The 26312-nt window shown below is 40.2% G+C and carries 22 protein-coding genes and 1 riboswitch; of the genes, 12 read left to right on the top strand and 10 right to left on the bottom strand.

Features of this window, described 5'->3' with window-relative positions; all coding sequences use genetic code 11:
• Positions 1-378: 378 nt before the first annotated feature.
• The 4 genes from F4W09_RS03290 to F4W09_RS03275 form a co-directional block, all read right to left on the bottom strand.
• Positions 379-1260 carry an MJ0042-type zinc finger domain-containing protein gene (locus F4W09_RS03290; protein WP_151504017.1) on the bottom strand — a complete coding sequence of 294 codons (882 nt, stop codon included), beginning with the start codon at positions 1258-1260 and terminating at the stop codon, positions 379-381.
• 18 nt (positions 1261-1278) lie between these two features.
• Complete coding sequence (gene prmA, locus F4W09_RS03285; RefSeq protein ID WP_044739535.1) at positions 1279-2181, bottom strand: 50S ribosomal protein L11 methyltransferase; 903 nt, start codon at positions 2179-2181, stop codon at positions 1279-1281.
• A gap of 116 nt (positions 2182-2297) precedes the next feature.
• Positions 2298-3197, bottom strand: a complete 900-nt coding sequence (locus F4W09_RS03280; protein ID WP_151504016.1) for a bile acid:sodium symporter family protein — start codon at positions 3195-3197, stop codon at positions 2298-2300.
• Positions 3198-3764: 567 nt separating this feature from the next.
• On the bottom strand, positions 3765-4112 hold the full coding sequence (locus F4W09_RS03275) for a hypothetical protein (RefSeq protein WP_044739516.1): 348 nt from the start codon (positions 4110-4112) through the stop codon (positions 3765-3767).
• A 263-nt stretch (positions 4113-4375) separates the two neighbouring features.
• On the opposite strand from F4W09_RS03275, the gene mnmG reads away from it, so the two are divergent.
• From mnmG to F4W09_RS03230, 10 genes are all read left to right on the top strand, one after another.
• Positions 4376-6256 carry a tRNA uridine-5-carboxymethylaminomethyl(34) synthesis enzyme MnmG gene (gene mnmG / locus F4W09_RS03270; protein WP_016166492.1) on the top strand — a complete coding sequence of 627 codons (1881 nt, stop codon included), beginning with the start codon at positions 4376-4378 and terminating at the stop codon, positions 6254-6256.
• 95 nt (positions 6257-6351) lie between these two features.
• Positions 6352-8160, top strand: coding sequence for a tetratricopeptide repeat protein (locus tag F4W09_RS03265; RefSeq protein ID WP_151504015.1), 1809 nt, complete (start codon positions 6352-6354; stop codon positions 8158-8160).
• A gap of 266 nt (positions 8161-8426) precedes the next feature.
• A complete protein-coding gene (gene mhpT, locus F4W09_RS03260) occupies positions 8427-9641 on the top strand; it encodes a 3-(3-hydroxy-phenyl)propionate transporter MhpT (RefSeq protein ID WP_151504014.1) in 1215 nt (404 codons plus the stop codon).
• Between the two features lie 240 nt (positions 9642-9881).
• Positions 9882-10946, top strand: coding sequence for a diguanylate cyclase (locus F4W09_RS03255; RefSeq protein WP_151504013.1), 1065 nt, complete (start codon positions 9882-9884; stop codon positions 10944-10946).
• A 160-nt stretch (positions 10947-11106) separates the two neighbouring features.
• Positions 11107-11203, top strand: a riboswitch (guanidine-I (ykkC/yxkD leader).
• Between the two features lie 29 nt (positions 11204-11232).
• Positions 11233-11976 (top strand): urea amidolyase associated protein UAAP1, encoded by a 744-nt coding sequence (locus F4W09_RS03250; RefSeq protein ID WP_151504012.1) that lies wholly within the window; start codon positions 11233-11235, stop codon positions 11974-11976.
• A gap of 18 nt (positions 11977-11994) precedes the next feature.
• Positions 11995-12645: an urea amidolyase associated protein UAAP2 gene (locus F4W09_RS03245; protein WP_151504011.1), complete on the top strand. Its 651-nt coding sequence runs from the start codon at positions 11995-11997 to the stop codon at positions 12643-12645.
• Positions 12646-12650: 5 nt separating this feature from the next.
• A complete protein-coding gene (uca, locus tag F4W09_RS03240) occupies positions 12651-16256 on the top strand; it encodes an urea carboxylase (RefSeq protein ID WP_151504010.1) in 3606 nt (1201 codons plus the stop codon).
• 273 nt (positions 16257-16529) lie between these two features.
• A complete protein-coding gene (locus F4W09_RS17275) occupies positions 16530-16661 on the top strand; it encodes a hypothetical protein (protein WP_016167586.1) in 132 nt (43 codons plus the stop codon).
• Between the two features lie 3 nt (positions 16662-16664).
• Positions 16665-17102 (top strand): CopG family ribbon-helix-helix protein, encoded by a 438-nt coding sequence (locus F4W09_RS03235; protein WP_151504009.1) that lies wholly within the window; start codon positions 16665-16667, stop codon positions 17100-17102.
• An 18-nt stretch (positions 17103-17120) separates the two neighbouring features.
• Positions 17121-18140 carry an ABC transporter substrate-binding protein gene (locus F4W09_RS03230; RefSeq protein ID WP_151504008.1) on the top strand — a complete coding sequence of 340 codons (1020 nt, stop codon included), beginning with the start codon at positions 17121-17123 and terminating at the stop codon, positions 18138-18140.
• Between the two features lie 90 nt (positions 18141-18230).
• Here F4W09_RS03230 and F4W09_RS03225 read toward each other — a convergent pair whose 3' ends face one another.
• The 5 genes from F4W09_RS03225 to F4W09_RS03205 form a co-directional block, all read right to left on the bottom strand.
• The gene (locus F4W09_RS03225) at positions 18231-18560 is read right to left on the bottom strand and encodes a DMT family transporter (protein WP_151504307.1); all 330 of its coding nucleotides are present in this window, start codon (positions 18558-18560) and stop codon (positions 18231-18233) included.
• Positions 18561-18575: 15 nt separating this feature from the next.
• The gene (locus tag F4W09_RS03220; protein ID WP_151504007.1) at positions 18576-19478 is read right to left on the bottom strand and encodes a hypothetical protein; all 903 of its coding nucleotides are present in this window, start codon (positions 19476-19478) and stop codon (positions 18576-18578) included.
• On the bottom strand, positions 19475-20479 hold the full coding sequence (locus tag F4W09_RS03215; RefSeq protein WP_151504006.1) for an isopenicillin N synthase family dioxygenase: 1005 nt from the start codon (positions 20477-20479) through the stop codon (positions 19475-19477). The genes F4W09_RS03220 and F4W09_RS03215 overlap by 4 nt, the downstream gene beginning before the upstream one ends.
• Before the next feature lie 81 nt (positions 20480-20560).
• On the bottom strand, positions 20561-21445 hold the full coding sequence (locus F4W09_RS03210) for an ABC transporter ATP-binding protein (protein ID WP_151504005.1): 885 nt from the start codon (positions 21443-21445) through the stop codon (positions 20561-20563).
• Positions 21445-22389 carry an ABC transporter permease gene (locus F4W09_RS03205; RefSeq protein WP_151504004.1) on the bottom strand — a complete coding sequence of 315 codons (945 nt, stop codon included), beginning with the start codon at positions 22387-22389 and terminating at the stop codon, positions 21445-21447. The genes F4W09_RS03210 and F4W09_RS03205 overlap by 1 nt, the downstream gene beginning before the upstream one ends.
• A 477-nt stretch (positions 22390-22866) precedes the next feature.
• Here F4W09_RS03205 and F4W09_RS03200 point away from each other — a divergent pair, with 477 nt between their 5' ends.
• Positions 22867-23745, top strand: a complete 879-nt coding sequence (locus F4W09_RS03200; protein WP_016167594.1) for a homocysteine S-methyltransferase family protein — start codon at positions 22867-22869, stop codon at positions 23743-23745.
• 9 nt (positions 23746-23754) lie between these two features.
• Positions 23755-25077, top strand: a complete 1323-nt coding sequence (locus F4W09_RS03195) for a basic amino acid/polyamine antiporter (RefSeq protein WP_044739994.1) — start codon at positions 23755-23757, stop codon at positions 25075-25077.
• A gap of 131 nt (positions 25078-25208) precedes the next feature.
• Here the strand turns inward: F4W09_RS03195 and pcaU are convergent, their stop codons facing one another.
• Positions 25209-26021: an IclR family transcriptional regulator PcaU gene (gene pcaU, locus F4W09_RS03190; RefSeq protein WP_165493966.1), complete on the bottom strand. Its 813-nt coding sequence runs from the start codon at positions 26019-26021 to the stop codon at positions 25209-25211.
• Between the last annotated feature and the right edge of the window lie 291 nt (positions 26022-26312).

Genomic DNA, 26312 nt, shown 5'->3' with positions numbered 1-26312 from the left:
AAAAATCAGATACCGCTTGGGTAAAGCGATATATTAATGTTGTCTATAAAAATAAATGAACTCCGTTTTAGATCCTAAAACGAGGAGTTCTAAAACTCGTACATTTAGCTTGCCACAAACTAGCTATTTTGATCAAAAAACATACGTAACAATAATTTAATATTTGTTACTGATCAAAATCAAAACAAAAAATAGATACCCTACGCATTATCTGGAATAAAGCGCATTGGCAAAACTAGTAGTTGTTGTGAAAATTAGCGAGGAGTTTGCAGCACAAAGCTTTCGTGGCGCGTATGATACCATTGTCTTAGAAAAAGTGAGCAAGAAAACTGCATTTTTTTTACTTTTTTTTTACTTTTTTTGTAGTTTTTTCATTTTTTAAGGTCCAACAATTTCTAAACTATAGTCATCAAAGCTTTTTCGATCGACTGGAAGCTCAAAATGGATTTTAAAAGGCCTTTTTTGAGGGATGCGCTCAATACCGACCAAGTTGTCTGCCAAATATTCTTTGGGTTGAAGCGTAAAGTTACCTGTTTCTGCTCCTTGTTCACGTAAGATAACCTTTAAGGTCGGTAATGGAAGGCTCTTATCGTGATAATTGATTAATTCACCTGTAAATAGTGTTTTGTTTTTTGCAATGCGCTTGGCTTTTATTTTGGTGACGCTAATAAGGGTATAGTTTTCTTGTTGTATTTCACATTTGAACAAAGCACAAACTTGATTAAAGCTCGTGGCTAATTTAGGGCTACTTCTTAAGTACTGAGGATTAAACCAAAAAAATTGGAACAATAATAATAGAATGAGGGCAATGTTTATGATGCCCCACATGACATAATATATCGGGGTGCGAGGTTTGTGGTCGAGATCTTTTTCTGCAAGGTTAAGGGCAGGAAAGTTGCCGATTGGATCGGTACTAAAATAATTGAGATTGTTCAAATATGTTTTTAGATCAATATTTGAGTGTTCAATTTTTCGATCAAAAATCTCGAGTAATTGCTGACGATTCGATAAAGAATGTTCAAAAGCAATATTCGACATTTGCGGACGAAAATCAACATCTTGATTGGATGAATCAAAATGATCTTCCGAAGCTGGATAAGTCGAAAGCTGGCCAAATGGCTGATTGATCAAATGCGTTAAAGCATTAAACGTGGTTGAACACTTTGGGCAACAAACCATGCCCTGAGCAACAGTCAGTTGAGCCACAGAGACTCGATAAATTGTTAGACACTCAGGACAGCTGGTTTGTTTTTCGCTCATAGTTTTTAAGTTAGATAGTTAGGCTTTGTGGCGTTTGCCTGAAATACGGCACCAGTTTTCTTCACGTTTTTCAACTTCTAATATATCAAAAAATTCTGAGTAAATACTAGAAACATCAGCAACTTGCTCTTCGATTACACCTGCAAGTGCGAACTCTGCCTCATATTTTGTTAAAGTTGCAAACTCTGGTGCAAGAGCCATTAGCGGACCTGCTAAAATATTTGCAACTAATACATCCGCTTTTTGGCTGCCAAACGTTTCATTAAACTCATCAGGTAAGCCCACAAAAATTTTGTCGAGTACACCATTTAACTCAGCATTTTGTTGAGTCGCCAATACCGCTTGCGGATCAATATCTGTAGCGTAGACCTTTTTAGCACCCAATAATAATGCTGCAACACCCAGAATACCTGAACCACATCCGTAATCGATTACGACTTTATCTTTGAGGTCGGTTTTGCCAAGCCATTGTAAACACAGGAATGTGCTGGCATGGTTACCCGTACCAAAAGCTAGACCTGGATCAAGTTTAATGTTCACAGCATCTGCTTCAGGTGGCTCTAACCATTCAGGCACAATCCAGAATTTTTCACTGATTTGAATTGGTTCGTAGTAATCCATCCAAGATCGTTCCCAAACTTGATCTTCTAAGAACTCGCTACGCAAAGGTGCATCAGGCATTTGTGTACGAATGAAGGTTTCTAATGCAGCGACATCAATTTCTTCATTTTCTTCTTGTGCATAAATACCTGTCACAATCACTTTATTCCAAAGTGGTGTTTCACCCGGAAGTGGCTCAAGTAAGTCTTGATTTTCAGCATCGTCCAAAGTCACGCTCACTGCACCCAAAGAACTTAATAATGTTTCTGTAAAATCGACTTGTGCTTGATCAACAGTAATATGAATTTGTAACCACTTCACGGAATAACCCAAACTTTGCTTTTCTAAAGCGCACATTGTAACTGAGAGCAGCATTTACAGCTACACTTTCATATAACTGTAAAAATGATGCCGAGACATCCTGATTAAATTTATGATTAAGATTCGAGTTTGAGTGAATCACTTTTATTGACTGGTGTTGTAGTGCGATCAAATTTATTTAATAACATGCCGAACCCTGCGGCGATGATATACATAAATATTGAATACACAGCTGCTGGTATAGATATGGTGGTATTTTCAAGAACTGTAAGGGCAATGGTCATGGCTAATGTACCGTTATGAATGCCAATTTCAAAAGCACAGGCACGTGCTTGCGTTGTATGTACACCCATAACACGAGGTACGAAATAACCAATGGACAAGCTGATGATACAGAAAACGATTGTTGCCACACCAATTTGAGCAAAGTATTCCATGATGTGAGCGCGCTCTTTAATAAAGGCAGCAACAATAATCAGGATTAAGAATACAACTGCAAAGATACGCACAGGTTTATTCATTTTATGTGTGAAATTCGGTGCAAAATGACGAATAAGCATTCCGATGCACACAGGCACAATAATAATGCCAAACACTTGAATAATTTTACTGAACTGTAGGCTAACTTGCTGTCCGTCATTCATAAAATAATTGATCGAGAAATTTACAATTATGGGTAGCGTTACTGCTGCGAGCACGGAGTTAATTGCTGTGAGGGTAATATTTAAAGCTACATCACCTTTAAATAAATAGCTAAACAAATTGGCGGTACTTCCACCAGGCGAAGCTGCTAGCAACATTAAACCTACTGCAAGCAGTGGTGGTAATGCAAAAAGCTTACAGAGCAGGAAAGCTACCCCTACAAGTAAGAAAAGTTGACTAAAAAGTGAAATGAGTACGGCTTTGGGTTGTTGTGTGACACGCGCAAAATCTTTTGGAGTAAGTTCAAGACCTAAACCCATCATGACAATTGCCAATGCCAGTGGTAAAACAACGGTAATTAATCCTGCATCCATTCTTTATTCCTATTATTAAATTGATTTATTTTTAAAAAAATCAGTAAAAACTCGATCCTGAGTTTTTAATTGAAATTATGGTTATTTTTGTGTGGGGCTTTGGCTTAAGCAATACACAATTGATTTGATCATAGTATAAGCATAAACGTTGCAAATGACATTCATGCACAAAACTTGTTGGTTTAAGCATGATATATAAGCTTTATAACTAAAATAATGAGGGGAATGTTGGTCGTATTTCTTAAAAAAAATAAGCATTAATTTTGTGGTGTTTTTTATAAGTAATTGTTTTTAAATATTTATATTTTTTTGGTTATGGCGTATTTCATTTATTGAAGCATTGTTTCTTGTGTGTTGTTTTAGATGGAATTTGTCAACTCTAAAAGATGGTAAATGCATTTTATTATCAAAGTAGCTGTAAAAGTGACTCTTGGGTTCTCATTATGTGTTTTGGTATTTGATGGAAAAAAAATGAGAGTAAACAAGAGCGCTTACTCTATAACAAAAGTGGTCGAAGATGAAACACTTCAACCACTTAGAGTCATATAATATTGAGAGACTTGATATTTATTTAGGATAAGGCGCAGTGAAACCTAAAGCACATTTTCCTTTCACTTCCATCCCATTGATCATGACAGATTTGGTTGCCATATCGGTTTGGCATGCTGTCATTAATTCGGATTCATTTCCTTTCACGGCTTTATTGGTACTAAAGAATTGCGGTTCGCAGGTACCATTCCAAATAATTCCACGGTAAGCAAAACTAACCCAGGTTCCTTGGGATTTGCCTTTACAAACTTGCATGTATTTTTGGGCATTGTAGGTGGTTTCAACTTTATCATTTGCTTGCACAGTAGCAAATGGAGCAAGACATAAACCGCAGAGAACAGCAGAGAGTAGAATATTTTTATTCATGATGTGTACCTTATTCCTTTATTTGTCATGTTGCCTCTTAATAGGATAAAAAATAGACAAAATAAAACAGTGTAAATCAGGTAAATAGTGCTGAAAAATTGTGTTAAATTGCTTAATTATTAGACGATTCAATGGTGTTTATGTAGTGATATGAAACATTCAATAATAATTGTTTAAAAAATAAAATTGAGTTGCTTAGTCAACTTACTCAACAAAATTTGATATAATACTCTGTCATTCTTTTTATTTCTCTCTATACCACTATGCATTATCCTAAAGTTTACGATGTCATTGTTATCGGTGGCGGTCACGCAGGTACGGAAGCAGCACTTGCTGCGGCGCGTATGGGTCGACAGACTTTACTCCTGACTCATAACATTGAGACTTTAGGGCAGATGAGCTGTAACCCAGCTATTGGTGGTATCGGTAAATCGCACTTAGTTCGTGAAATTGATGCCTTAGGTGGTGCAATGGCATTGGCTGCCGATAAAGGTGGTATCCAGTTCCGTATTCTGAACTCACGTAAGGGTGCAGCGGTACGTGCAACACGTGCACAGGCTGACCGTGTACGTTATAAAGCCGCGATTCGAGAAACTTTGGAAAACCAAGCCAATCTAGATATTTTCCAGCAAGCAGCAGATGACCTTATTGTTGATGGCGATACTGTAAAAGGTGTTGTGACTCAAATGGGAATTCGTTTTGATGCGAAAACGGTTGTACTGACGGCGGGAACCTTCTTAGGCGGTGTAATTCATGTTGGTTTAGAAAAATCGAGTGGCGGTCGTGCAGGTGATCCACCATCAATTTCGCTTGCTCACCGTTTACGTGAGTTAAATCTGCCTGTAGGCCGTTTAAAAACAGGTACACCACCACGTATTGATGCACGTTCTGTTGATTTTTCTGTGATGACTCCTCAACCAGGTGATTTCCCATCTCCAGTGATGTCATTTATGGGTGATGCATCTATGCACCCAGAACAAGTCAATTGTTATATCACGCATACCAATGAAAAAACTCATGACATTATTCGTGGCGGTTTAGACCGTTCACCAATGTACACAGGTGTGATTGAAGGTGTGGGTCCGCGTTACTGTCCATCGATTGAAGATAAAATTCACCGTTTTTCAGACAAAGATTCACATCAAGTGTTCTTAGAGCCTGAAGGTTTAGATACACATGAGCTTTATCCAAATGGTATTTCGACCTCTTTACCATTTGATGTGCAGTTTGAATTGGTACGTTCGATTCGTGGTATGGAAAATGCGCATATTTTGCGTCCAGGTTATGCGATTGAATATGACTATTTCAACCCGCAAGCGCTTAAATTTACTTTAGAAACCAAGGCGATTAACAACCTGTATTTTGCAGGTCAGATTAATGGTACGACAGGTTATGAAGAAGCGGGTGCACAAGGTTTGTTGGCAGGTCTGAACGCTGCGCGTCGTGCTTGGGATCAGGAACAATGGACGCCAAAACGTGATGAAGCGTATATGGGCGTGTTGGTTGATGACTTGATTACATTGGGTACGAAAGAACCGTACCGTATGTTTACTTCGCGTGCAGAATATCGTTTGATGTTGCGTGAAGATAATGCAGATCAGCGTTTAACGCCAGTAGGTCGTGAAATGGGCTTGGTGGATGACGTTCGTTGGGCTGCTTACTGTGAAAAAATGGAAGCTGTTGAAAAAGAAACAGGTCGTTTACAACACCTTTGGGCTGCGCCAAATAACCCAATGGGTAAAAAGTTTGTTGAAATGACAGGCGCTGACTTGTCGAAAGAATGTAGCGCGATTGACTTACTCAAACGTCCAAATATTTCATTTGCCCAAATTGCGGAATTGACTGGTTCTGAAGTGTCACAACAAGTAGGTGACCAAATTGAAATTGCAGTGAAATACGAAGGTTATATTAACCGTCAGCATGAAGATGTCGCTCAAATGAAGCGTCTGGAAGAAACGAAAATTCCAGCCGATTTTAATTACGATGTTGTTTCTGGTCTTTCACGTGAAATTACCTTAAAGCTGAAAGATGTACGTCCAGATACTTTGGCACAAGCTAGCCGTATTCCTGGTGTGACACCAGCAGCAGTTCAATTGGTGATGATCACGATTCGTAAGAATGCACAAACCAAGAAATCTGCTTAATCTTTGAAAATGATTAAAAAAGTCCGCTTTATGCGGGCTTTTTTTTAGGTAAAATCAGCGCGCTATAAAGCACAATAAAAAAATAAGGTTAAGTAATGTCATTACAATATAAAAATGGTGAAGAGATTCGCGAGGGCGATGTTGTGATTTGGTTAAATCAAAATGGTGAATTTTATCAATTTGATCAAGCCATTATGAAAGTATGGAATGTTGCTAAAACCAATGATGGGGAGTTGGTGGGGGTAAATTTAATGCCTCCTGAAGCTGAGTCTCCTATGCAGATGTTGAGAGCTTTGGTTCGACCAAATGATCCTGAATCATCTGGTGAAATTATGAAAATGTCAGATGTTCCGGGGCTTTATACCATTACACGATGGTTTTTACCTTTACAGCAAGTTTCTAAAAGTTTGGGCTTGGTTGCACGTATTGATTATTTTGCTGAACATGAAAGAGGACATGGCGAACTGATTCATCAAATAATTCAGAAGAAAGCAGAACAGTATCACGGCATTTATCAATATTATTTGGCAGATCAGGCTTATCAAGCACGTGACTTTCAACGCTATATTGATTTACTACGTTACTCTGCACAGTCGGGATATAGTCCTGCGATGTGTCAGTTAGCTCAGCAATTATTTATTGGCGGAATTTTACAAAAAAGTTTGGAAGGAAGCTTTAACTGGTATCGAGAAGCCGCATCCAAAATGGATAGTATTGCGCTATATCAGTTGGCGGGATGTTATGCGCGAGCACAGGGCACCGAACAAGATTTACAGAAAAGTTTGCAGCTCTTGGAGCAATCATCCGAACAGGGTTGTTGGGCAGCGACATTGGGATTGGCTGCCTATTATCGTTTTGGTTGGTTAACCTGTTTTTTAGTCAATCCAGTTTATCCGAATTACGGTGTGGTGAGCGACCATGTGATTCATCCTGGGCAGGCATTATATCTGTATCACCGAATTGCATCTCAGGCTCCTGAAACTGAAAAAGTTGTTTTGGCTAATGCTTATTATCATTTAGCTTGGATGTATCAAGATGGTATTGGCACAAAACGTGATTATGAGCAATGTGTCTATTGGTATCAAAAATCGGCTGATTTAGGCAATTCAGTTGCAATCAATAATTTAGCTGATAAATATGAGCATGGTTTAGGTGTACCGCTTGATTTAGATATGGCTATTGAGCTGTATCAACAAGTCGCTGGGCGAGTGATAGCAGCCGATTTAAGCTTGGGGCGTATGTATGTAGAAGGACGAGGTGTTGAGCAAGACTTCGAATTGGCTCGAAAACATTTAAATGTTGTACTAGAGGCACGCATTGACGGTATAGATACAATGCAAGCGGAGGCGATGCAACTGCTTGCGTCCTTTACCGAAGATAGCCCACTGCAACAGGCTCAACACGTTCTCAAAAATGCGCGTGATTATTCAATTGAGCAAATTTCTGAGCAGATTAGGAAGATTGATTCATTTCTGCATATGAATGAAGCCAAGCAATTATTCTTTAAATTATTTTTACTTAATGCTCAAAAAGGTGAAGCTTCCTCACAGTATCAAGTGGGGTATTGGTATTTAAATGGTTTCTATACCGAAAAAGATTTAGAGGAAGCGGCGTATTGGATTCAGAAAGCGGCCGATCAAAAAGACTCGTATGCGGAATGCAAGATTGGATATATGTATGAAAATGGACTTTATTTTAATCCAGATTTAGATCTTGCAGAAAAGTGGTATGAGCGGTCACTAAGGACCCCATCAACAGCATATTATCCAGAACACATCGCTGGGCAATTAAATCCTGAGTATTTAAAAATGTACGAGCAAATGAATAGTGAGGCATTGAATGGACTTGTTCGTGTTGAGCAAAAGCGTCCGAAACGCAACAAATGGCTTTTTTGGAAAAAATAAAAGCAAATTTCCACCACGATTGCTATTAACTATAACTGTATAGTTAATAGCTTTCATTTGTATAACATACTGTATTTTATAGGTTATATATTTTGATAAGAGCTTTTAGCTATCATTTTATAAGGGTTTAGCTCTAAATAACCGAATCATTTAAAAATGAGAGTGAATGAATCCCGACCATTGTCGTGCTATTTCTCGCCAGTGATACCTTTCAAAATAGCCCCACAAGTTTTAGCCAACTTGCAAACTATTGATGGAGATCAATTATGGCTCAAACAAACATGGGAAAAACGCAGAAATTCCTCATCGTATTTTTGTGTTTTTGGGTAGCTTTTTTTGAAGGTTTCGATTTACAAGCACCTGGTATTGCAGCAAAAGGAATCGCAGCAACCTTTGGATTAGATCAAGTACAAATGGGATATGTGTTTAGCCTAGGTGTATTTGGTATGCTGTTTGGCGCATTCTTTGGCGGACGCGTTGCAGATTATTTAGGTCAAAAGAAAGTCCTGATGCTGTCTATTGCGATCTTTGGGGTGTTTTTTAGTATTACAGCAATCGCACCCAATGTAGAAGTTTTATATCTTGCACGCTTTTTCACAGGGCTGGGTTTAGGTGCTGCGATGCCGACCATGATTTCAGTGGTGGGGGATGAAGCAACGGAAGCCAACCGCGGCAAATTAAACAGTTTAATGTATTGTGGCTTGCCTGTAGGCGCCATTTTTGTGGCAGGGCTTGCGATTTATTTTAAAGATATTCCATGGCAGACATTGTTCTTGATTGGTGGGATTACCCCATTAGTCCTCATTCCATTCATGGCATTTATTTTAAAAGATAAACCGAAGCAAACAACGCTTGTCGAAAATGCTGAACCAGCACCAGTTCCTGCAATGACTGAAGTATTATTTCAGCAGCAAAAATTTAAACAGACTTTACCACTCTGGGTAAGTTTCTTTTTCACTTTGATGGTGAACTATATTTTAATTAGCTGGTTACCGAACTTGTTGATGGAACAAGGCTTAGAAAAGCAGCAAGCATTTCTGGTGATGCTGGTTTTTCAGGTGGGCGCAGTGATTGGAACCTTGGGTTTTGGTTACTTGCTAGATCGCCTGAAATTATGGCAAATGGCGGTAATTATCTATTCAGGATTATTTATTGCCATATTTTTACTGTTCACCAGTAAGGTGGTGGCTGTATTAATTATAGCTGGGGTGTTGGGCGGAATTTTCTCTACAGGTGGTCAATCTATTCTCTACGGAATTTCTCCAATCTTTTATTCAGGCGCGGGTAAGGTCACAGGTGTAGGGAGCGCAATCTCTTTAGGACGCCTAGGTGCAATGACAGGTCCATTACTGACGGGTAAAATTTTAGCCTTAGGTTTAGGTACATCGGGTATTTTGGTGGCAAGTGCTCCAGGCATTATTCTTTCCGCAATTGCCGTCACTGCATTATCACGTTTTAAAGCTCAGCAAGCGAAAAAATAATATTTTATATCTCGATCTTAATGAGCTACGCACAAGTGTAATGATTTACATTTGTGCGTTTGGTGTTTGATAAAAGCCTTTTAAGCTGAACGTTAAATATCAGTGCTTGGTTTTGAAAATTAAAAAGAATTGTTGTCTCAAAAAGCGATAAATATCAACTTTTTTAAATGATATGGATAAATAAGGGAATAAAATTTGCTACATTAGAAGAAACCATTCTCATTTAGCATTAGGTTAAATATGTCTTATATCGTTCCTGATGAAGAATTATTACAAATGCGAACGAAAAAATTCCTTAAAAGAATTTTCGTTATGCGACAGCTTGGAACGATTTTGTGTTTTATCCCCATTTTTTCTGTATTACGGGATATGCATTATGAAAGTAATTATTTCATTTTATTGGCAGTGAATGCTTTTGTTTGGCCAAGTTTTGCTTATTTAATTAGTCAACGATCTGGCGATCCTGTGAAAACTGAACAAACAAGCTTGATTGTAGATACCATGTTTGGTGGGGCTTGGATTGGCGTGATGGGTTTAAGCCCCATGCCATCTTTTATTATTTTGGCTGTATTTATTGCAGACCGTTATGCTGCAGGAGGATGGAAACTTTTAGCCCCTTCAATTTTAGGATTTACCGTCTCCTTAATTGGCATTTGGTTATTGGTTGGTATGCCTCTAACCCTCACATTTAGTCCGCATACGGTATGGCTCACCATTCCATTGGCGACTTTGTATTTAATTGCCTTGAGTATTTTATCTCGGAAGCTTTCTACCAATCTGAGCCAAAAAAATCGGCAGTTTGAACGGATTGCCTTAATGGATCCGCGTTTGCATATTCCTAACCGCCGTTTGTTTGAGCAGCGTTTAGCCAGCACTTTTGTACAAACACAACGTGGAAATAGTACGGCTCATTTAATGTTAATCGATGTAGATCATTTTAAGGACATTAATGATACCTATGGGCATGAAATGGGAGATTATGTCCTGATTGAACTGTCGAATATTTTAAGAGAATCGATTCAAAGCAAAGATATACCTGCCAGATTTGGTGGTGATGAGTTAGCAGTGATTGTGATGGACAGCAGTTCACAGGAAATTATGCAATTGTCTCAAACCATTTTGGATAAAGTGCGACATTTTCGTTTACCGAGTAATCCGAACTTTCGCATGAGTATCAGTATTGGAATTTCTTCGGCAGCCGCAGCAGGTTCTACAACGGACTGGCTGAAGATGGCAGATCAGGCTTTATATGAAGTAAAACGCCAAGGACGTGATGGCGTGCAATATATTTGTGAAATGAGTTAATAGAAATCATTCTATTACAGCCTTTAAGGTGAATTGTTTTAATTCTGGTGCAAAAAAGCACCTTTTTTTATTTTTGCATCATCTTCGCTCAAAAATAGTATTACGAATGATAAAAAACGTAATACTAAATTGGCACAGCCTTTGCTTAATCATGACTATGAAAAATGTGATCTAGGGTTCCGATACGCACGCGTATGTCTGAGACCGAGAGTTCGCGGTTCGAAAGAACTACACGGAGGGATAAAAGCCCGGGAGGTCATGCGAATCCACCGAAGAGGTAACAGCAATGGGCTTACAGCAATATCATAATAATCAAACACTATGGACTGAGGTTTTGCCGGGCGGGCATCACTGGTCGGGACGTATTCAAAAAGGCGCAATTCTCCGTTTTAAAGCACGCTCTAAACATGCCAATGTTTCACTGTTCTGTGTTAATGCTGCCGATAAACTAGAGCGTTTTAATATGCCAGACAGTTTGAAAGGACAACATACCGCCTATTTAAGTTCGGGTCATGTACTGTATTCAGATCTTGGGCGTGTCATGGCTTCCATCGTCACAGATGAACATGGCTGGAATGATGTGCTATGTGGTGCAAGTCGTGCTGAACAGATCACAGCTCAATACGGTCACCTAAACTTCCAAGCTGCACGCAATGCCATGTATCAAAGTGGTGTGGATGGTTTATTGGTGGAAATGGCGAAATTTTCCTTAGGACAAACCGACTTAAGTGCCACCCTGAATTTATTTTCTAAAGTCGCGCCGAATGATGCGGGCGAACTTTCTTATGTGACTGCTGACAATACTGATCAGGTGATTGAGCTGCGCTTTGAAATGGATTGTTTGGTGTTCTTATCTGCTGCACCCCATGCTTTAGACCAAAATCCTACTTATCAACCTGCTGACATTCAGCTTTCTCTGTTTAAAGCCAATCCTTTGAATGAGCATGATATTTGTCGTGATTCATGTGCCCAAAACCAGCGTGCATTTCAAAACAATGCACGTTATTTCGCATTATCTGATGCTTGCTAAGAACTCGGGAGAACAGTCATGACAGTATTACAAAACTTTGAAAAAACAGTGTTAAGTGAAGTGTGCCCTGCGGGTGAAGCATGGATGTGCGAAGTGAAAAAAGGACAGTACTTCCGCATTGTCGATTTAGAAGGCAATCAGGCGGTAGATACGCTGTTTATCAGTGCTGAAAATCCAGAAGAACGCTATAGCGCCACTGATACCTTGGCCATCAATCGTCAGATTTATTTAGAAAAAGGCACCATGTTATACAGTAACTTGGCGCGCCCGATGGCCGTGATTCACGATGATAACTGTGGTCGACATGACACACTCGGTGGTGCATGTTCTTGTGAAAGCAACACGGTGCGTTATGCGCACGACACTTACCCGATGCATAGTTGCCGCAATAATTTTATGTATGCCTTAGCGAAAAACCCTGTGGCGTTAAAGCATGGTCTAAATGTGCGTCATATTGGTCCCAATATTAATTTCTTTATGAATGTGCCTGTTACCGCAGACGGTCATTTGAAGTTTGATGATGGCATTTCAGCCGCAGGGAAATATGTGGAAATTCAAGCGCAGATGGATTTGATTGTGCTGATTTCAAATTGCCCTCAGCTAAATAATCCGTGTAATGCCTATAACCCAACGCCCATCCAACTGATTGTGCGTGAAGCTGCGGAGTAAGCACCATGTTTAATAAAGTTCTGATTGCCAACCGTGGTGCGATAGCTTGCCGCGTGATCCGCACCCTGAAAAAATTGGGGATTCAATCTGTTGCTGTGTATTCAGAAGCCGACCGTGATTCTTTACATGTGACCATGGCGGATGAAGCGGTATGTATTGGTGCGGCACCTGCCAGTCAAAGTTATTTAAATATTGAAAAAATCCTGCAAGTTGCACAGCAAACAGAGGCGGAAGCGATTCACCCCGGCTATGGTTTTTTATCGGAAAATGCTGAGTTTTGTGACTTATGTGAAGCTGCAGGAATTGCATTTATTGGTCCGACTTCTGCCCAAATGCGCAGTTTTGGTTTAAAGCATACTGCGCGTGAACTGGCGATTCAGAGTCAAGTGCCACTTTTGCCGGGAAGTGGCTTGTTGGCTGATGAAGCGGAAGCATTGGCAGAAGCAGAAAAGATTGGTTATCCCGTGATGCTTAAAAGTACCGCAGGCGGTGGCGGGATTGGTATGCGGTTGGTTTGGAATACCGAAGAACTAAAAGATGCTTATCAAACAGTATCTTATTTGGCGCAAGCCAACTTTAAAGATGCAGGCTTATATTTAGAAAAATTTGTGCAAAATGCCCGTCATATTGAAGTGCAAATTTTCGGGGATGGTCAAGGTCGGGTCTTGGCATTGGGTGAGCGTGATTGTTCGGTACAACGCCGTAACCAGAAAGTGATTGAAGAAACGCCTGCACCGCATTTGTCGGATGAACAACGTGATTATCTGCAACAGGTGGCGATTCAACTGATGCAATCAGTGCACTACCGTTCTGCGGGTACAGTTGAATTTGTGATGGATACTGATACTCAAGAATTTTATTTCTTGGAAGTGAATACTCGTTTACAAGTGGAACATGGCGTGACTGAACAGGTTTATGCTGTGGACTTGGTGGAATGGATGGTGACTTTAGCCAGTGGCGACTGGGTTGCACCGACTTCGGCTTTACAGTCTAAAGGGCATTCCATTCAAGTGCGTTTATATGCCGAAGACCCGATCAAAAACTTTCAGCCGAGTGCAGGACTTTTAACTGAAGTTGAATTTGATCCGCATTGTCGTGTCGAAACTTGGGTCGAAACAGGCTCAAATGTATCGTCTTATTATGACCCGATGATTGCCAAAATTATTGTGACTGCTACAGATCGTGATGCCGCGATTAAAGCCATGACAGCCAGTTTAGCCAATACCCAAGTGGCGGGGATTGAAACCAATCTTGAGTATTTACAAAACATTGTCGCAGGTGAAGTGTTCCAAGCAGGCACGCAAACCACACGGTTCTTAAACAGTTTCACATGGAAAACTCAAAAAATTGAGGTACTGCAAGCTGGTATTCAAACTTCGATTCAGGACGTTACAGGACGCTTGGGATATTGGGATGTTGGAGTCCCACCATCAGGGGCGATTGATCCCTTTTCTTTGAATGTTGCCAATCAACTGTTGGGCAATGAAAAGAATACTGCGGGTTTGGAATGTACCCTACAAGGTCCTAGTCTGAAATTCCATTGCGACAGTCAAATTGTGCTTACGGGCGGCGAGATGCCAAGTACGCTGGATGGCGTAAGTATTCCAATGTGGCAAACCGTGAATGTAAAGAAAGGGCAAATCCTAAAATGTAGCAAAATTAGCACAGGCTGCCGCAGTTATATTGGGGTCAAAGGCGGCTTTAAAGTCCCTGAATATTTAGGCTCGCAAGCCACATTTACCTTAGGGCAATTTGGTGGTCATGCAGGGCGTAACTTATTGGTCGGGGATATGTTGCCGATCACATCTTTTAGCGATCAGCCTGCGAATGCTTTAAATCAGTCGCAAATTCCTGCATTTAATTCGAATTGGGAAATTGCGGTGATGTATGGTCCGCATGGTGCACCTGACTTTTTTACCAATCAGGATATTGAAACTTTCTTTGAACATGAGTTTGAAATCCATTTTAACTCAAGTCGAACAGGTATTCGTCTGATTGGACCAAAACCTGAATGGGCACGGGAAGATGGTGGTGAGGCGGGCTTACACCCATCAAATATTCACGATAACGCCTATGCTATTGGTGCGATCGACTTTACTGGCGATATGCCAATTATTTTAGGCCCAGATGGTCCGAGTCTAGGTGGTTTTGTCTGTCCTGCGGTGGTGATTCATTCTGAATTGTGGAAGTTAGGACAACTCAAAGCGGGGGATAAAGTTAAATTTGTACCTGTCAGTTATCACCAAGCCAAGCAGCTCAATCAAGACTATCAAGCCATGCTGGATGCTGCATCACTTGAAAGTATTCATTACGAGCAAGTCATTCAAGCAGAGGAAATTACTTTAAACCATGTAATTTTAGATACCTTTAAAGGCGATGGTATACGTCCAGATGTGGTCTATCGTCCTGCGGGGAATCATTACCTGTTGGTGGAATATGGTGAGTTGGTGCTAGATTTGAATCTGCGCTTCCGCATTCATGCCTTAATGCAATGGATGAAAGAGCAAAACATCAAGGGCATTATTGATTTAACTCCGGGCATTCGCTCGCTACAAATCCATTATGATTGTTTGGTGCTGGATCAAACCGACTTATTACGTTTGCTTGAAGTGGCAGAAGAACAAATCCCGAATATTGCAGAAATGCAGGTTCCATCACGAACTGTATATTTGCCTTTGGCTTGGGAAGATTCGCAAACCCAATTGGCGACGGAACGTTATAGCCAAATCGTGCGTGCCGATGCTCCATGGTGTCCAGATAACATTGAATTTATTCGACGTATTAATGGTTTAGATTCTAAACAGGCGGTGAAAGATGTGGTCTATAACGCCAGTTATTTGGTGATGGGACTGGGAGATGTCTATTTGGGTGCACCAGTGGCAACACCTTTAGACCCACGACAACGTTTAGTCACCACCAAATATAACCCTGCGCGGACATGGACACCTGAAAATGCAGTTGGTATTGGTGGTGCCTATATGTGCGTGTACGGCATGGAAGGACCGGGCGGTTATCAGTTTGTGGGACGGACCACGCAAATGTGGAGTCGCTACCGTAAAAATGCCAATTTTGAAGAGGGTAAGCCGTGGTTACTGCGCTTTTTCGACCAGATTAAATTCTATGAAGTGTCTGAAACTGAATTGATGCAGATGCGTGAAGATTTTAAAGCAGGACGTTTAAACCTTCGCGTTGAAGAAGGCGTGTTAAACCTGAAAGAGTACAACCAATTCTTGCAGGACAATACTGAAACCATTCAGGCATTTAAGCAAATACAGCAAAGTAATTTTGAAGCCGAGCGCCGTCGTTGGCATGAAGCAGGTTTGGCGGAATATGTATCTGAAAGCTTAGATACGGTGGATGAGGGTGAAGCCGTGTTAATTCCAGATGGTGGCTGTGCAGTGGAGTCGCACATGCCCGGTTCGATTTGGAAAATTGAATGTCAGATGGGTGATGTGGTTGAAGAAGGGGCGACTCTGGCAGTAATTGAAGCCATGAAAATTGAGATTCCAATTTTGGCACCTGAACGAATGAAAGTTGAAGCCATTACCATTGAAAAAGGGCAAACCGTGAAAACAGGGCAAGTACTGTTTACATTGGCACCTGTGGCTTAGATCTTATCTCAAAATTATCAAATCTAAACAGCCAGTGCGTGATCGCGCTGGCTTTTGCATTTAAAGATTCAGCCGAATTTCTCTCATGATTTTTCCCTGAAAAACTGTTCTTTAATTTAAAGCTCCATAACAGCGCGATTTGATTTATTTTGCCCAAATTTCAAGCAATTTTCTTGTTTTCGTCTCTATTTTGATGGAATGGATTGGCACGCTTTCTGCATTTAATCGAGTAATACAAAATTCGAATTTGGTAATACCAAAGAGGAGCCACAGATGCAAAAGCCACAGAATAAAGATAAGTCGACATCACAGCTCTTTAAACAGTTTTTACTGGAGCTAATTAGCGTTCGCGCGGGTTTTTATGTCAAGCAAGATCCTCATCATCCTGAAACATTGCGGAAGTAAATTGTGGCTAAACCTAAACTTGCCCGAATCAGTGTCACTGTACCTGAGAGTACTTTAAGTGCACTGGATCAGAAAATTGTTGATCAATGCTATGAAAGCCGCTCGCAAGCCATTGTAGACATGATTCACAAGCACTTAATTGCAGAAGAAGAACGGCAAAATTCGGTCATGGTCGGCACATTGACTTTGCTGTATGACGCCAGTTCTATGCCATTGCGAGTTCAGTTGATGGATTTGCAACAACAATATTTAGAACAAGTGATTAGCTCACTGCATATCCAACTGGATGAGCAAAAAATTATGGAAGTCATGCTTATGCAGGGCAAAAGCGCAGAATTAAAGTTAATGAGCCAGCAATTTATTGCCTTGAAAGGGGTCATTAACGGACACCTTGAACTGATGGATGCGGTGATGCCACCGATTCCACAAAATGTTGAATAATCTTAGGGGAACCTGAAAATGATGAAAAAAGCAGTGTTATCAATGTCAGTAGTTGCGGGTATTTTACTCTCAGGTTGTGACAATACCGCCAAAGTACTAGAAGCGGAAAAGAAGACTGAAACAGCAGCAACACAGGCAATCACCATTGGTTATAGTGACTGGCCGGGTTTTGTGGCTTGGCAAGTAGCCATTGAAAAGGGTTGGTTAAAAGAAGCGGGTTTAAATGTCGAATTTAAATGGTTTGATTATTCAGCATCGCTTTCAGCATTTGCAGCGAACCGGTTAGATGCGGTTTTGGTGACCAATGGTGATAATTTGGTTACAGCATCGGGCGGAACCAAAGGCATCATGATTATGGCAACCGATTATTCCGCAGGAAATGATGTGATTATTGCCAAAGAGGGCATAAACAGCATTGCAGATTTAAAAGGGAAATCTATCGCCACTGAAAAAGGGCTAGTGGATCATCTATTATTATCAACAGCTTTGGATGATGCCAAAATTTCATTGTCGGACGTGAAGCTGGTCAACTCAATGACCAACGAATTGCCGCAAGTTTTTGCAAGTAATGGTGTAGATGCGATTGCAGTATGGCAACCTGTTGCCAATCAGGCATTAAAATCAGTTGCTGGGTCTAAAATTATTTATACCTCAAAAGATAAACCGGGTCTGATTTACGATACTTTAACTGTAAATATGAGCCATTTGGCCGCCAACAAAGAACAGTGGTCTAAATTAATTCAGGTTTGGGATAAAACCGTTAAATATATTAATGACCCTGCAACCCATGCTGATGCAGTCAAGATTATGTCGAACCGTGTTGGGGTGGATCCGCAGCAATATGAACAATTTATCGGTGGAACACATTTACTGGATTTAGCTGCAAACAAGAAAGTGTTTACCAAAGGTTCGGGCTTCGATTCCATTTATGGTTCGACGTATCATGTGAATAAATTTAATGTCAGTAATGGCATCTACAAAACTGAAATGGATGTCAATGGTTTAATTTATCCCGCATTGATTGAAGGGTTGAAATAAGTCATCTATACGAGGAAAAGCCCAGAAATGTTCTGGGCTTTTGTGTTGGGTGGTACAGCACGGCGATGTTTCGGTCAGGCTATTTTTATATTAAAGATGGGTGCTTTGTGAAAAGATATTAATCACTAAAATTCCAGAAATCATTAAAGCCAAACCAATCAGTGCAGGTACGTCCAATTGTTGCTTAAAGCCAAACCATCCCACCAATGAAATTAAAATAATGCCCGCACCCGACCAAATGGCATAAGCTATGCCCATAGGAATGGTTTTTAAAGTTAAAGACAGAAAATATAAAGCAATCGTATAGCCCAATACGGTAATACAAGAAGGGATAAACACACTAAACCCTTGTGAAGCTTTTAATGCTGAAGTAGCAATCACTTCAGCAATAATTGCAATGCTTAAGTAGATAAATGCAATCAAAATATCACCTACTTAATATGTTGCTTGAGCATGATGTAACAGATGCTCAGCTTCTTGTGTGAGCCAAGTTTGACTGGCTGCTGTTGTAGAGGTTTGTGTTTGGAATTGATAATGGGGTAGATAGATGTCGACCTTGAAATATAAGGTATAGGTTTCACCTTCAATTTCTTTGACTTGCTTAAGCTGATTTTCACCAATATATTCGAAGTCTTCGAGTGAAAAGGGCTGCTGCAAGCGATAATTTTGGGTACTGAATTGTACGCTCGAAGATAACGAACCCACTGAAACTTCAAATTGATTGATTTGCTCTAAATGAATACCTGCTTGATGTGCTTCAATCAAATTGCCGAAAGGTTGAATGGCTTGCTGGTTTTGCGGCAATCGAGACTGTGCATAAGCCACCAAGTCACCACAAATAATCAAGCCTGCATCCAGTTGAACTGGAGTATTCGATTCAAGATGAATGGCTTTTTCTAAACGTAAACCAAGGTATAAACCTTGATTGGCTTGTTGACGCCAATCCTCCACATAGGCATTGCTAGGAGAGAATTCCAAAATACAGTTGCCGATGCAATGTAAGGTTGCGGGTTCTGGCCATTGAATGTGATTTTGGTAATTGGAATTTGAATCGACTTGCCAAGATAAGACTTGCTGTTGTTTATTCCACAGGGTTTGTCCAAGCCAGCCCTGACGTTGTAATACTGGGGTAAGCTCAATATCTTTCAGTCTTAAATCAATGGTAAAAGATTTGGATTGAAACCAATAGACGATGGTTTTCTCATCCGTTTGACCATTATAAAAACTAATGCTTTTGCGTCTAAACGCACCGAGCAATTCTAAAGGCAGCTCTACAGTGCTTATATCTGTCGGCAAAAGTTTAGTTGATAAATCTGCACATAAATCGATTAAATTCATAGCTTTTCCTTGTGTTCATTTAGACCAAAGGAATACAAAGGGCGGGCATTGTTCAGCACAATTTCGCCAGAAGCGACTTTTTCTTTTAAATAATGAAAGGTTTGAGCCGTTTGGTTAAACAGGTGTTCTCCGCCACTTAAAGGGGCATATTTGGGTTGATCTGTTTCAATCACAGGCTGAATCACATAGTCATAATCGCAAGAGAAAAACAGCGGGAACGAGTAGCGCTCTTGTTGAACTTTTTTGACTCGATGTTTGGTAGCCAAATAACGCCCATTGGACAGAATTTCCATCATGTCACCAATGTTCATGACCAGTGTGTTTTCGAGTAAGGGAATATCGATCCATTCCCCTTGTTTATTCAGAACTTGTAGACCGGGAGCTGTCGGAAGGAGTAAGGTAAAACATTCATAATCGGTATGTGCTCCCATACCTTCTTGGTCTTGTGCCTGAGGATTGAACGGATAGTGAATCAGTCGCAGTTGACTTGGTGCATGGGCAATATGTGCATCAAAATAGGTTTCCTTTAAACCTAGGGCTAAAGCAAAACATTGGAACAATTTCTGACCAATATCTTTTAGATGTTGATAATACTGCGATACATGCTGTTTAAATTCTGCATCTTCTGGCCACTGGGTCGGCCCCACCAAAGGACGTCGTTGTTCTGTGCCTAAATAGTCATAATTCACATCATAGGATTCTTTCAGGTCATAGACGTTTTTGACAAATTGTTCTTCGCCAATAGGAACATAACCGCTATGATTTTCTGAAAAACCAATGTATTGCTGCATTTTACTTTGCTCATCACGAGCAAAATATTGCGTACTGATCCGACACAAATTTTCAAAAAGTTCGGGTTGGAATTGCTCGCCTTTTAAATATAAAAATCCAACTTCTTTACAGGCTTGATCGAGAGCCTGTGCGACTGATAGTCGATCTTCTAAAAGTGGGCTGTTAAGTTTTGAGATTTCTACCAGTGGTAATATATAATCCGATTGCATGATCATCACCAAAAGTTGGTCGTCCAACGTATTGTTCAACACTTTGGGTCGTCCCAAAGGTTATGATTATTTATAAGTGTCTTATTTGTGTGTACTGACTTGTGTCATACGTGGAATTTTTGGCAGCTCCTCTAAAGCAGGATCTAGTTCTTCTTCTTGCGCATGAACCAAGGCATCGACATGTTCGCGTAAGCGTTTAAATTCGGGTGTAAGCATCAGTTCCGCATTGCGTGGTCGTGGTAAATCCACTTCAATAATTTCTTTAATTTCGCCTGGATTGGCCTTTAGAGCCACAATTCGATCTGCCAGTAAAATGGCTTCATCCATGTCATGTGTGACAAAAATAATGGTGATGTCGATGTTCTGCCATAAATCCATAAGATGCTTTTGCATTTTCTGGCGTGTATGCGGATCGAGTGCCCCAAAAGGTTCATCCATCAGTAAAATTTTCGGTTGATTGACTAAGGCACGAGCAATAGCAACGCGTTGTTTCATACCACCCGAAAGTTGATGCGGGTATTGGTTTTCATATTTTTCTAAGCCAATAATGTTGATCCATTCGCGGGCATGTGCTTCTGCGGAGGCATGGCTTGCACCTTTCATGAGCGGACCGAACATGACATTTTCTTTGACAGTTTTCCACGGAAATAGGGTGTAACCTTGAAACACCATGCCACGTTCTGGGCTAGGGCCTGTAATCGGTTGACCATCGACCAGTAGTTCTCCACTGTGATACGGATCGAGTCCCGCGACGACACGGCTAAAAGTAGATTTGCCACAACCCGAGGGACCAATCACACAAATAAATTCACGCTTATGAATTTTTAAATCCAGTTGATTCAAGACAGTGCGTTGGGTCTTACCATGTTGAAACACTTGCGTGAGTTTTTTTGCTTCAAGAATTACAGGGCGTTGATAGATTTGTTCAAAATACTGTTTTGCATCATCATTCGTCGTTGTATTCATTATTTTGCTCCTGCTTTCCATGTGAACAGTCGTTCGCCTAATTTCATTAAAATGACATCACAGACCAGTCCAATGACCCCAATAATCAAAATAGCAGCATAGACATTGTCAAAGTTTTGATAGCGCGCTTGTTGAGTAATAAACCATGTGATGCCCGAGGTCGTACCAATCAATTCAGACACAATTAAATAGGTCCATGCCCAGCCAAGTAGCACGCGTAAATCGCGATAAATATCTGGCAGGGCAGCGGGAATCACCACATGAAACAGACTTTTTATTTTGTTGGTGCCAAGGGTATAACCTGCTTCTATCAGTCCACGGTCGACCATCCGTGTGGTGTTGGCAATAATTAAAATTTGTTGAAACAGCGTTCCTATCACAATAATCGCGACTTTCGGCGCATCATTAATCCCCAAGATGGCAACCGCAAGTGCACCGAATGCAGGGGCAGGTAAATAACGGAAGAACTCAACAAAAGGTTCAGTCAGTTTTGAAATTTTGAGGGAGAAGCCACATAAAATCCCTAAGGGAATACCAATTAGGGAAGATAAGAAAAACGCGGTAAACACCAGTTTAATACTATGCCATAGGCTTTGATGAAACCATGGAGCATCGGGTTGTACAGGAGGTGTCGTAAATGCAGTAATCAGTGCAGTTGCAACTTCATCGGGGGCGGGTAAATAAATCGGGTTGACCAATTTGCCTTGAGGTGGCGCATCGCCGTGATTGACTGCATTTTGTGCTTCATTATAGAACAATGCTTTATCAATCCGACTGTCGACTTGCAAATAAGGCACGCTGCCAGAGTCGGTAATTTGGACTTGAGGATGCCAAATAAATGGCAGATAACTGACTGCACACCAAATCAAAATTGGAATGAGAAATGAGCAAAAGCCCAGAATCAGCTTATTTTTTTGGTTAAGTTCAGTTGCAACATATCCCATATCGCTAGTCCGCCTAGTATTACGAATTTTTAAAACCGTATTACTGATAAGCAAAATAAATGCCAATTAGAGATTAATTGCAGGAGACATGATTCAATCAAAAAACAAGATAGCTCTGCGTTGAGCTGTATTTTCAGCATATTGAATCAATAAAATTTTTAATGGGATAGTGCGTTATCTATTTGTTGAATATGCTGATGACAATTTGTATAGGGTTAATCAAAGATCATACCTTATGCAGTCCTCTATTATTTGATATCCCTCTGGCTGAGAGAAGAGTGCGTAATAACGGAGCATATGGAAAAAACGCTTTTCCGAAATTCAACACTATTGTTCAAATTACGCTATATCAGCATGAGTTATTAGAAAAATGAATTTTCATTAGCTGAAATAAAGATATTGTTTGGAGGATTCAAGCATTAAATCTTTTAAGAGTTTCTCTATAATCAGCTTTTTTATTTAATATAACTTAACTTTATGAAAATCTTAGATGGCGGTTTTGGTCGTGAACTTGCGCGTAGAGGTGCACCTTTTAGACAACCTGAATGGTCTGCATTGGCTTTAACAGAAGCCCCAGACATTGTAAAACAAGTGCATTTAGATTTTATTGAAGCGGGTGCAGAAGTTATTACCACCAATAATTATGCAGTGGTTCCATTTCATATTGGCGAGCAGCGCTTTGAAAATGAAGTAACAAGTTTGGTGAATGTTGCTGTAACTCAGGCGAAAAAAGCAGTTGAAGAGAGTGGAAAAGACGTTCGCATTGCGGGTTGTTTGCCTCCGTTATTTGGTTCTTACCGTGCGGATTTATTTAAAGAAGCAGAAGCTAAAACCCTTGCAACACCAATTATTGAAACTTTGTCACCGCATGTCGATTTTTGGTTGGCAGAGACACAATCTTGCCTCAAAGAAGTCGAAACCGTACATGCATTATTACCTAAAGATGGGCGAGATTTTTGGGTGTCATTTACCTTACAAGATGAAATTCAGTTAGAACAACCCTTATTGCGTTCTGGGGAAAGCCTTGAACAAGTGGCTGAGTTGATACAACGTCTTGGTGCCAACGCAATATTGTTTAACTGCTGCCAACCAGAAGTGGTATTGCAAGCCATTATCCAAATTAAAAAATTACTACCAGAAACAGTACAAATTGGGGCTTATGCCAACGCATTTCCGCCACAGAAAAGTGAAGCAACCGCTAACGATGGTTTAGATGAAATCCGTGCCGATTTAAATCCTGAATTATATTTAAGCTTTGCACAGCAATGGCAAGCTGCGGGAGCAACTTTAATTGGGGGCTGTTGTGGTATTGGTCCCGAGCATATTGCAGAACTTTCTCAATTTTTTAAACAGTAAGATTTTCTTATGTCTACAGCTAAAATTGGCTTACTTTCCTTAACTGCCTTAGTGTTTAGTTCTATGGTGGGTTCAGGGGTATTTAGTTTGCCACAAAACATGGCTGCAGTCGCAAATGGCCAAGCCTTACTCATGGCTTGGCTTATAACAGGCGTAGGAATTCTGTTTCTTGCTTTTGCACTGCTTTTTTTAACACGGCAAAGACCTGACTTAGATGGTGGTATTTATAATTATGCTCGAGAAGGTTTTGGTGAATTAATTGGCTTTTGTTCTGCATGGGGCTATTGGCTTTGTACCACCATCGGCATTGTTGGATATGTGGTAATTGCCTTTTCTGGTGTGGGTTTATTTACTGATAGCCCAGAGCATGTGTATTTTGGTGAAGGCAATACCCTGTATGCATTGATTGGTTCATCTATCTTTGTCTGGATTGTGCATTGGCTGGTCAGTCAGGGCATTAAAGAAGCAGCTTTGGTGAATCTTATTGCGACGATTGCCAAGATTGTTCCTTTGGTTATTTTTATTGCCTGTAGTTTTATTGCGTTCAAACTGGATCTGTTCAAACTTAACTTTATCGACTTTTCTTTACAGTTGCCTGTTTGGGAACAGGTGCGTAATTTGATGCTCATTACCTTATGGGTATTTACGGGTATTGAGGGCGCTGTAGTTTTATCATCTCGCGCCAAGAACAGACAAGATATTGGCCGTGCAACCGTTTTGGGTGTGCTGTTGGCATTGAGTTTCTATGTCATGGTGACTGTACTGGCTTATGGTGTAACTGGGCGAGCTGAAATTGCCAATATGCATAACCCTTCTATGGCAACCATATTGGAGCAACTGATTGGGCTGCCTGGTACGATTATTATTACGCTAGGTTTGATTATTTCGGTTAGTTCTTCTTATTTGAGTTGGACTTTATTTGCAACGGAAATTCCATTTTTAGCTGCAAAAAATAAAGCTTTTCCTTCTATATTTTTAAAAACCAATCAGAATGGTGTGCCGATTGCTTCACTTTGGCTAACGTCTATTGTGGTGCAAATTTCGCTGATTGCAGTCTGCTTCTTTGATAAAAACTATACGCAGTTATTGCTGATTTCATCAGTAATGATTTTATTGCCATACTTTTTGGTTTCTGCATTCTATTTAAAAGAATCTGTGAAACATAAACGTAGTAAGCATATTTGGATTGCCGCAGTCGCAGTCATCTATGCAGCATGGTTACTTTATGCGGCAGGCGTATCATTATTATTGTTGTCGGGTTGCCTATATTTATTGGGGTTGCTTGTATTTTTCTATAGTCGATTCACCCATAAAAAAGTGGTATTTGACTAAAGCTGATAAAATAAAAAACCGCTCTGTTATCGCGGTTTTTTATTTTGCTAAGTCCTAAAAAAAATTAACACATACTCTGTGATTAAAGCACTAGATTAAGTATGTAGATTTAGATTGTTTATCTAGGCTTTTTATAAAATATTGCGCAACTCACGTGCCGTCTCTTGTAGTAATGGCAAAATGTGCTGAATCAGATATTCCTTAGTGGTACGAGTAGTCGGGGACACAATATTTAAAGCAGCAATCACTTTAGATCTTTGTTGATAAATCGGTACGGCAAGCGCATGGACACCTAACTCATGTTCTTCACAAGAATAGCACCAGTCTTGTTCTTTGATTTCATGTAGCAAGTTTAAAAATGTTGCATTGTCGGTATGGGTATATTTGGTTAAACGTTGTAGTGGATATTTTTCCAGCCATTCACGTTGCTCATTTGGTTCCAGATGGGCCAATAAAATTTTCCCTGCGGATGTTGCATGTGCAGGTAAACGATTTCCTAAGTGTAAACCATAGGGGTTAACACGATCTGTTTGTTGATGCGCAGCGCTACGTGCAATAGTAATGGCTTCATATCCATCCAGTACCATCACGGAAAAGATTAAAGACGTTTGATTGGTGAGTAGATTCAATAGAGGCTGAGATATTTTAGGAAGTTGTGCACCGCCAAGATAAGCACCTGAGAATTTTAAAATTTTAGGCGTTAAATAAAAATAATGACCATCCGACTCTAAATAGCCCAAATATTCAAGAGTGAGTAAGTGACGCCGTGCTGCCGCGCGGGTCATCCCAGTCCGTTCAGCAGCCATTGAAATATTTAAACGATGACGGTCAGCACCAAAACAATCCAGAATTGCCATACCTTTACTGATGCCGGCCACAAAATCTTCATGTCGAATGATTTTTTTATTATCTTTATTTTCAAGCCATCTTTCAGTTTTATGCAATTCCTCATCCATTTAGATACTTTCCTGATATGTATTGTGTTTATATTTTTACTATAGCGTGAAATCTGACTGAAAAAATCAGGTTTTGTTCGATAATAAGTAAAAATGTTCGATCATCGAACAAAAGCACCTGTCGCTATCTAGTCCAGCGTTAAGAAATGATAAAAAATGAACGTATAAGGAAATCGAACTAAAAGACTAGGGAATGTTGTTTTAGCTGAATTGCTCTCCAGTATAAGTTAGGTTTCCGTGCCTTTTCAAATTTTGCATGATGCACAATGGAGTTATCTA

It is taken from the genome of Acinetobacter tandoii (genome assembly GCF_008867985.1).
GTDB classification, from domain to species: domain Bacteria; phylum Pseudomonadota; class Gammaproteobacteria; order Pseudomonadales; family Moraxellaceae; genus Acinetobacter; species Acinetobacter tandoii.
The sequence above is the reverse complement of the archived record's forward strand: the minus strand, read 5'-3'. Positions and strand labels throughout refer to the sequence as shown.

Excerpts from the sequence above, each read along its gene's own strand:
- F4W09_RS03250 (WP_151504012.1), top strand. The coding sequence starts at position 11,233 with ATGGGCTTACAGCAATATCATAATAATCAAACACTATGGACTGAGGTT.
- F4W09_RS03280 (WP_151504016.1), bottom strand. The coding sequence starts at position 3,197 with ATGGATGCAGGATTAATTACCGTTGTTTTACCACTGGCATTGGCAATT.
- mnmG (WP_016166492.1), top strand. The coding sequence starts at position 4,376 with ATGCATTATCCTAAAGTTTACGATGTCATTGTTATCGGTGGCGGTCAC.
- mhpT (WP_151504014.1), top strand. The coding sequence starts at position 8,427 with ATGGCTCAAACAAACATGGGAAAAACGCAGAAATTCCTCATCGTATTT.
- F4W09_RS03265 (WP_151504015.1), top strand. The coding sequence starts at position 6,352 with ATGTCATTACAATATAAAAATGGTGAAGAGATTCGCGAGGGCGATGTT.
- F4W09_RS03215 (WP_151504006.1), bottom strand. The coding sequence starts at position 20,479 with ATGCAATCGGATTATATATTACCACTGGTAGAAATCTCAAAACTTAAC.
- F4W09_RS03210 (WP_151504005.1), bottom strand. The coding sequence starts at position 21,445 with ATGAATACAACGACGAATGATGATGCAAAACAGTATTTTGAACAAATC.
- F4W09_RS03200 (WP_016167594.1), top strand. The coding sequence starts at position 22,867 with ATGAAAATCTTAGATGGCGGTTTTGGTCGTGAACTTGCGCGTAGAGGT.
- F4W09_RS03255 (WP_151504013.1), top strand. The coding sequence starts at position 9,882 with ATGTCTTATATCGTTCCTGATGAAGAATTATTACAAATGCGAACGAAA.
- F4W09_RS03290 (WP_151504017.1), bottom strand. The coding sequence starts at position 1,260 with ATGAGCGAAAAACAAACCAGCTGTCCTGAGTGTCTAACAATTTATCGA.
- F4W09_RS03220 (WP_151504007.1), bottom strand. The coding sequence starts at position 19,478 with ATGAATTTAATCGATTTATGTGCAGATTTATCAACTAAACTTTTGCCG.
- F4W09_RS03195 (WP_044739994.1), top strand. The coding sequence starts at position 23,755 with ATGTCTACAGCTAAAATTGGCTTACTTTCCTTAACTGCCTTAGTGTTT.
- F4W09_RS03245 (WP_151504011.1), top strand. The coding sequence starts at position 11,995 with ATGACAGTATTACAAAACTTTGAAAAAACAGTGTTAAGTGAAGTGTGC.
- uca (WP_151504010.1), top strand. The coding sequence starts at position 12,651 with ATGTTTAATAAAGTTCTGATTGCCAACCGTGGTGCGATAGCTTGCCGC.
- F4W09_RS03230 (WP_151504008.1), top strand. The coding sequence starts at position 17,121 with ATGATGAAAAAAGCAGTGTTATCAATGTCAGTAGTTGCGGGTATTTTA.
- F4W09_RS17275 (WP_016167586.1), top strand. The coding sequence starts at position 16,530 with ATGCAAAAGCCACAGAATAAAGATAAGTCGACATCACAGCTCTTTAAA.
- F4W09_RS03275 (WP_044739516.1), bottom strand. The coding sequence starts at position 4,112 with ATGAATAAAAATATTCTACTCTCTGCTGTTCTCTGCGGTTTATGTCTT.
- F4W09_RS03205 (WP_151504004.1), bottom strand. The coding sequence starts at position 22,389 with ATGGGATATGTTGCAACTGAACTTAACCAAAAAAATAAGCTGATTCTG.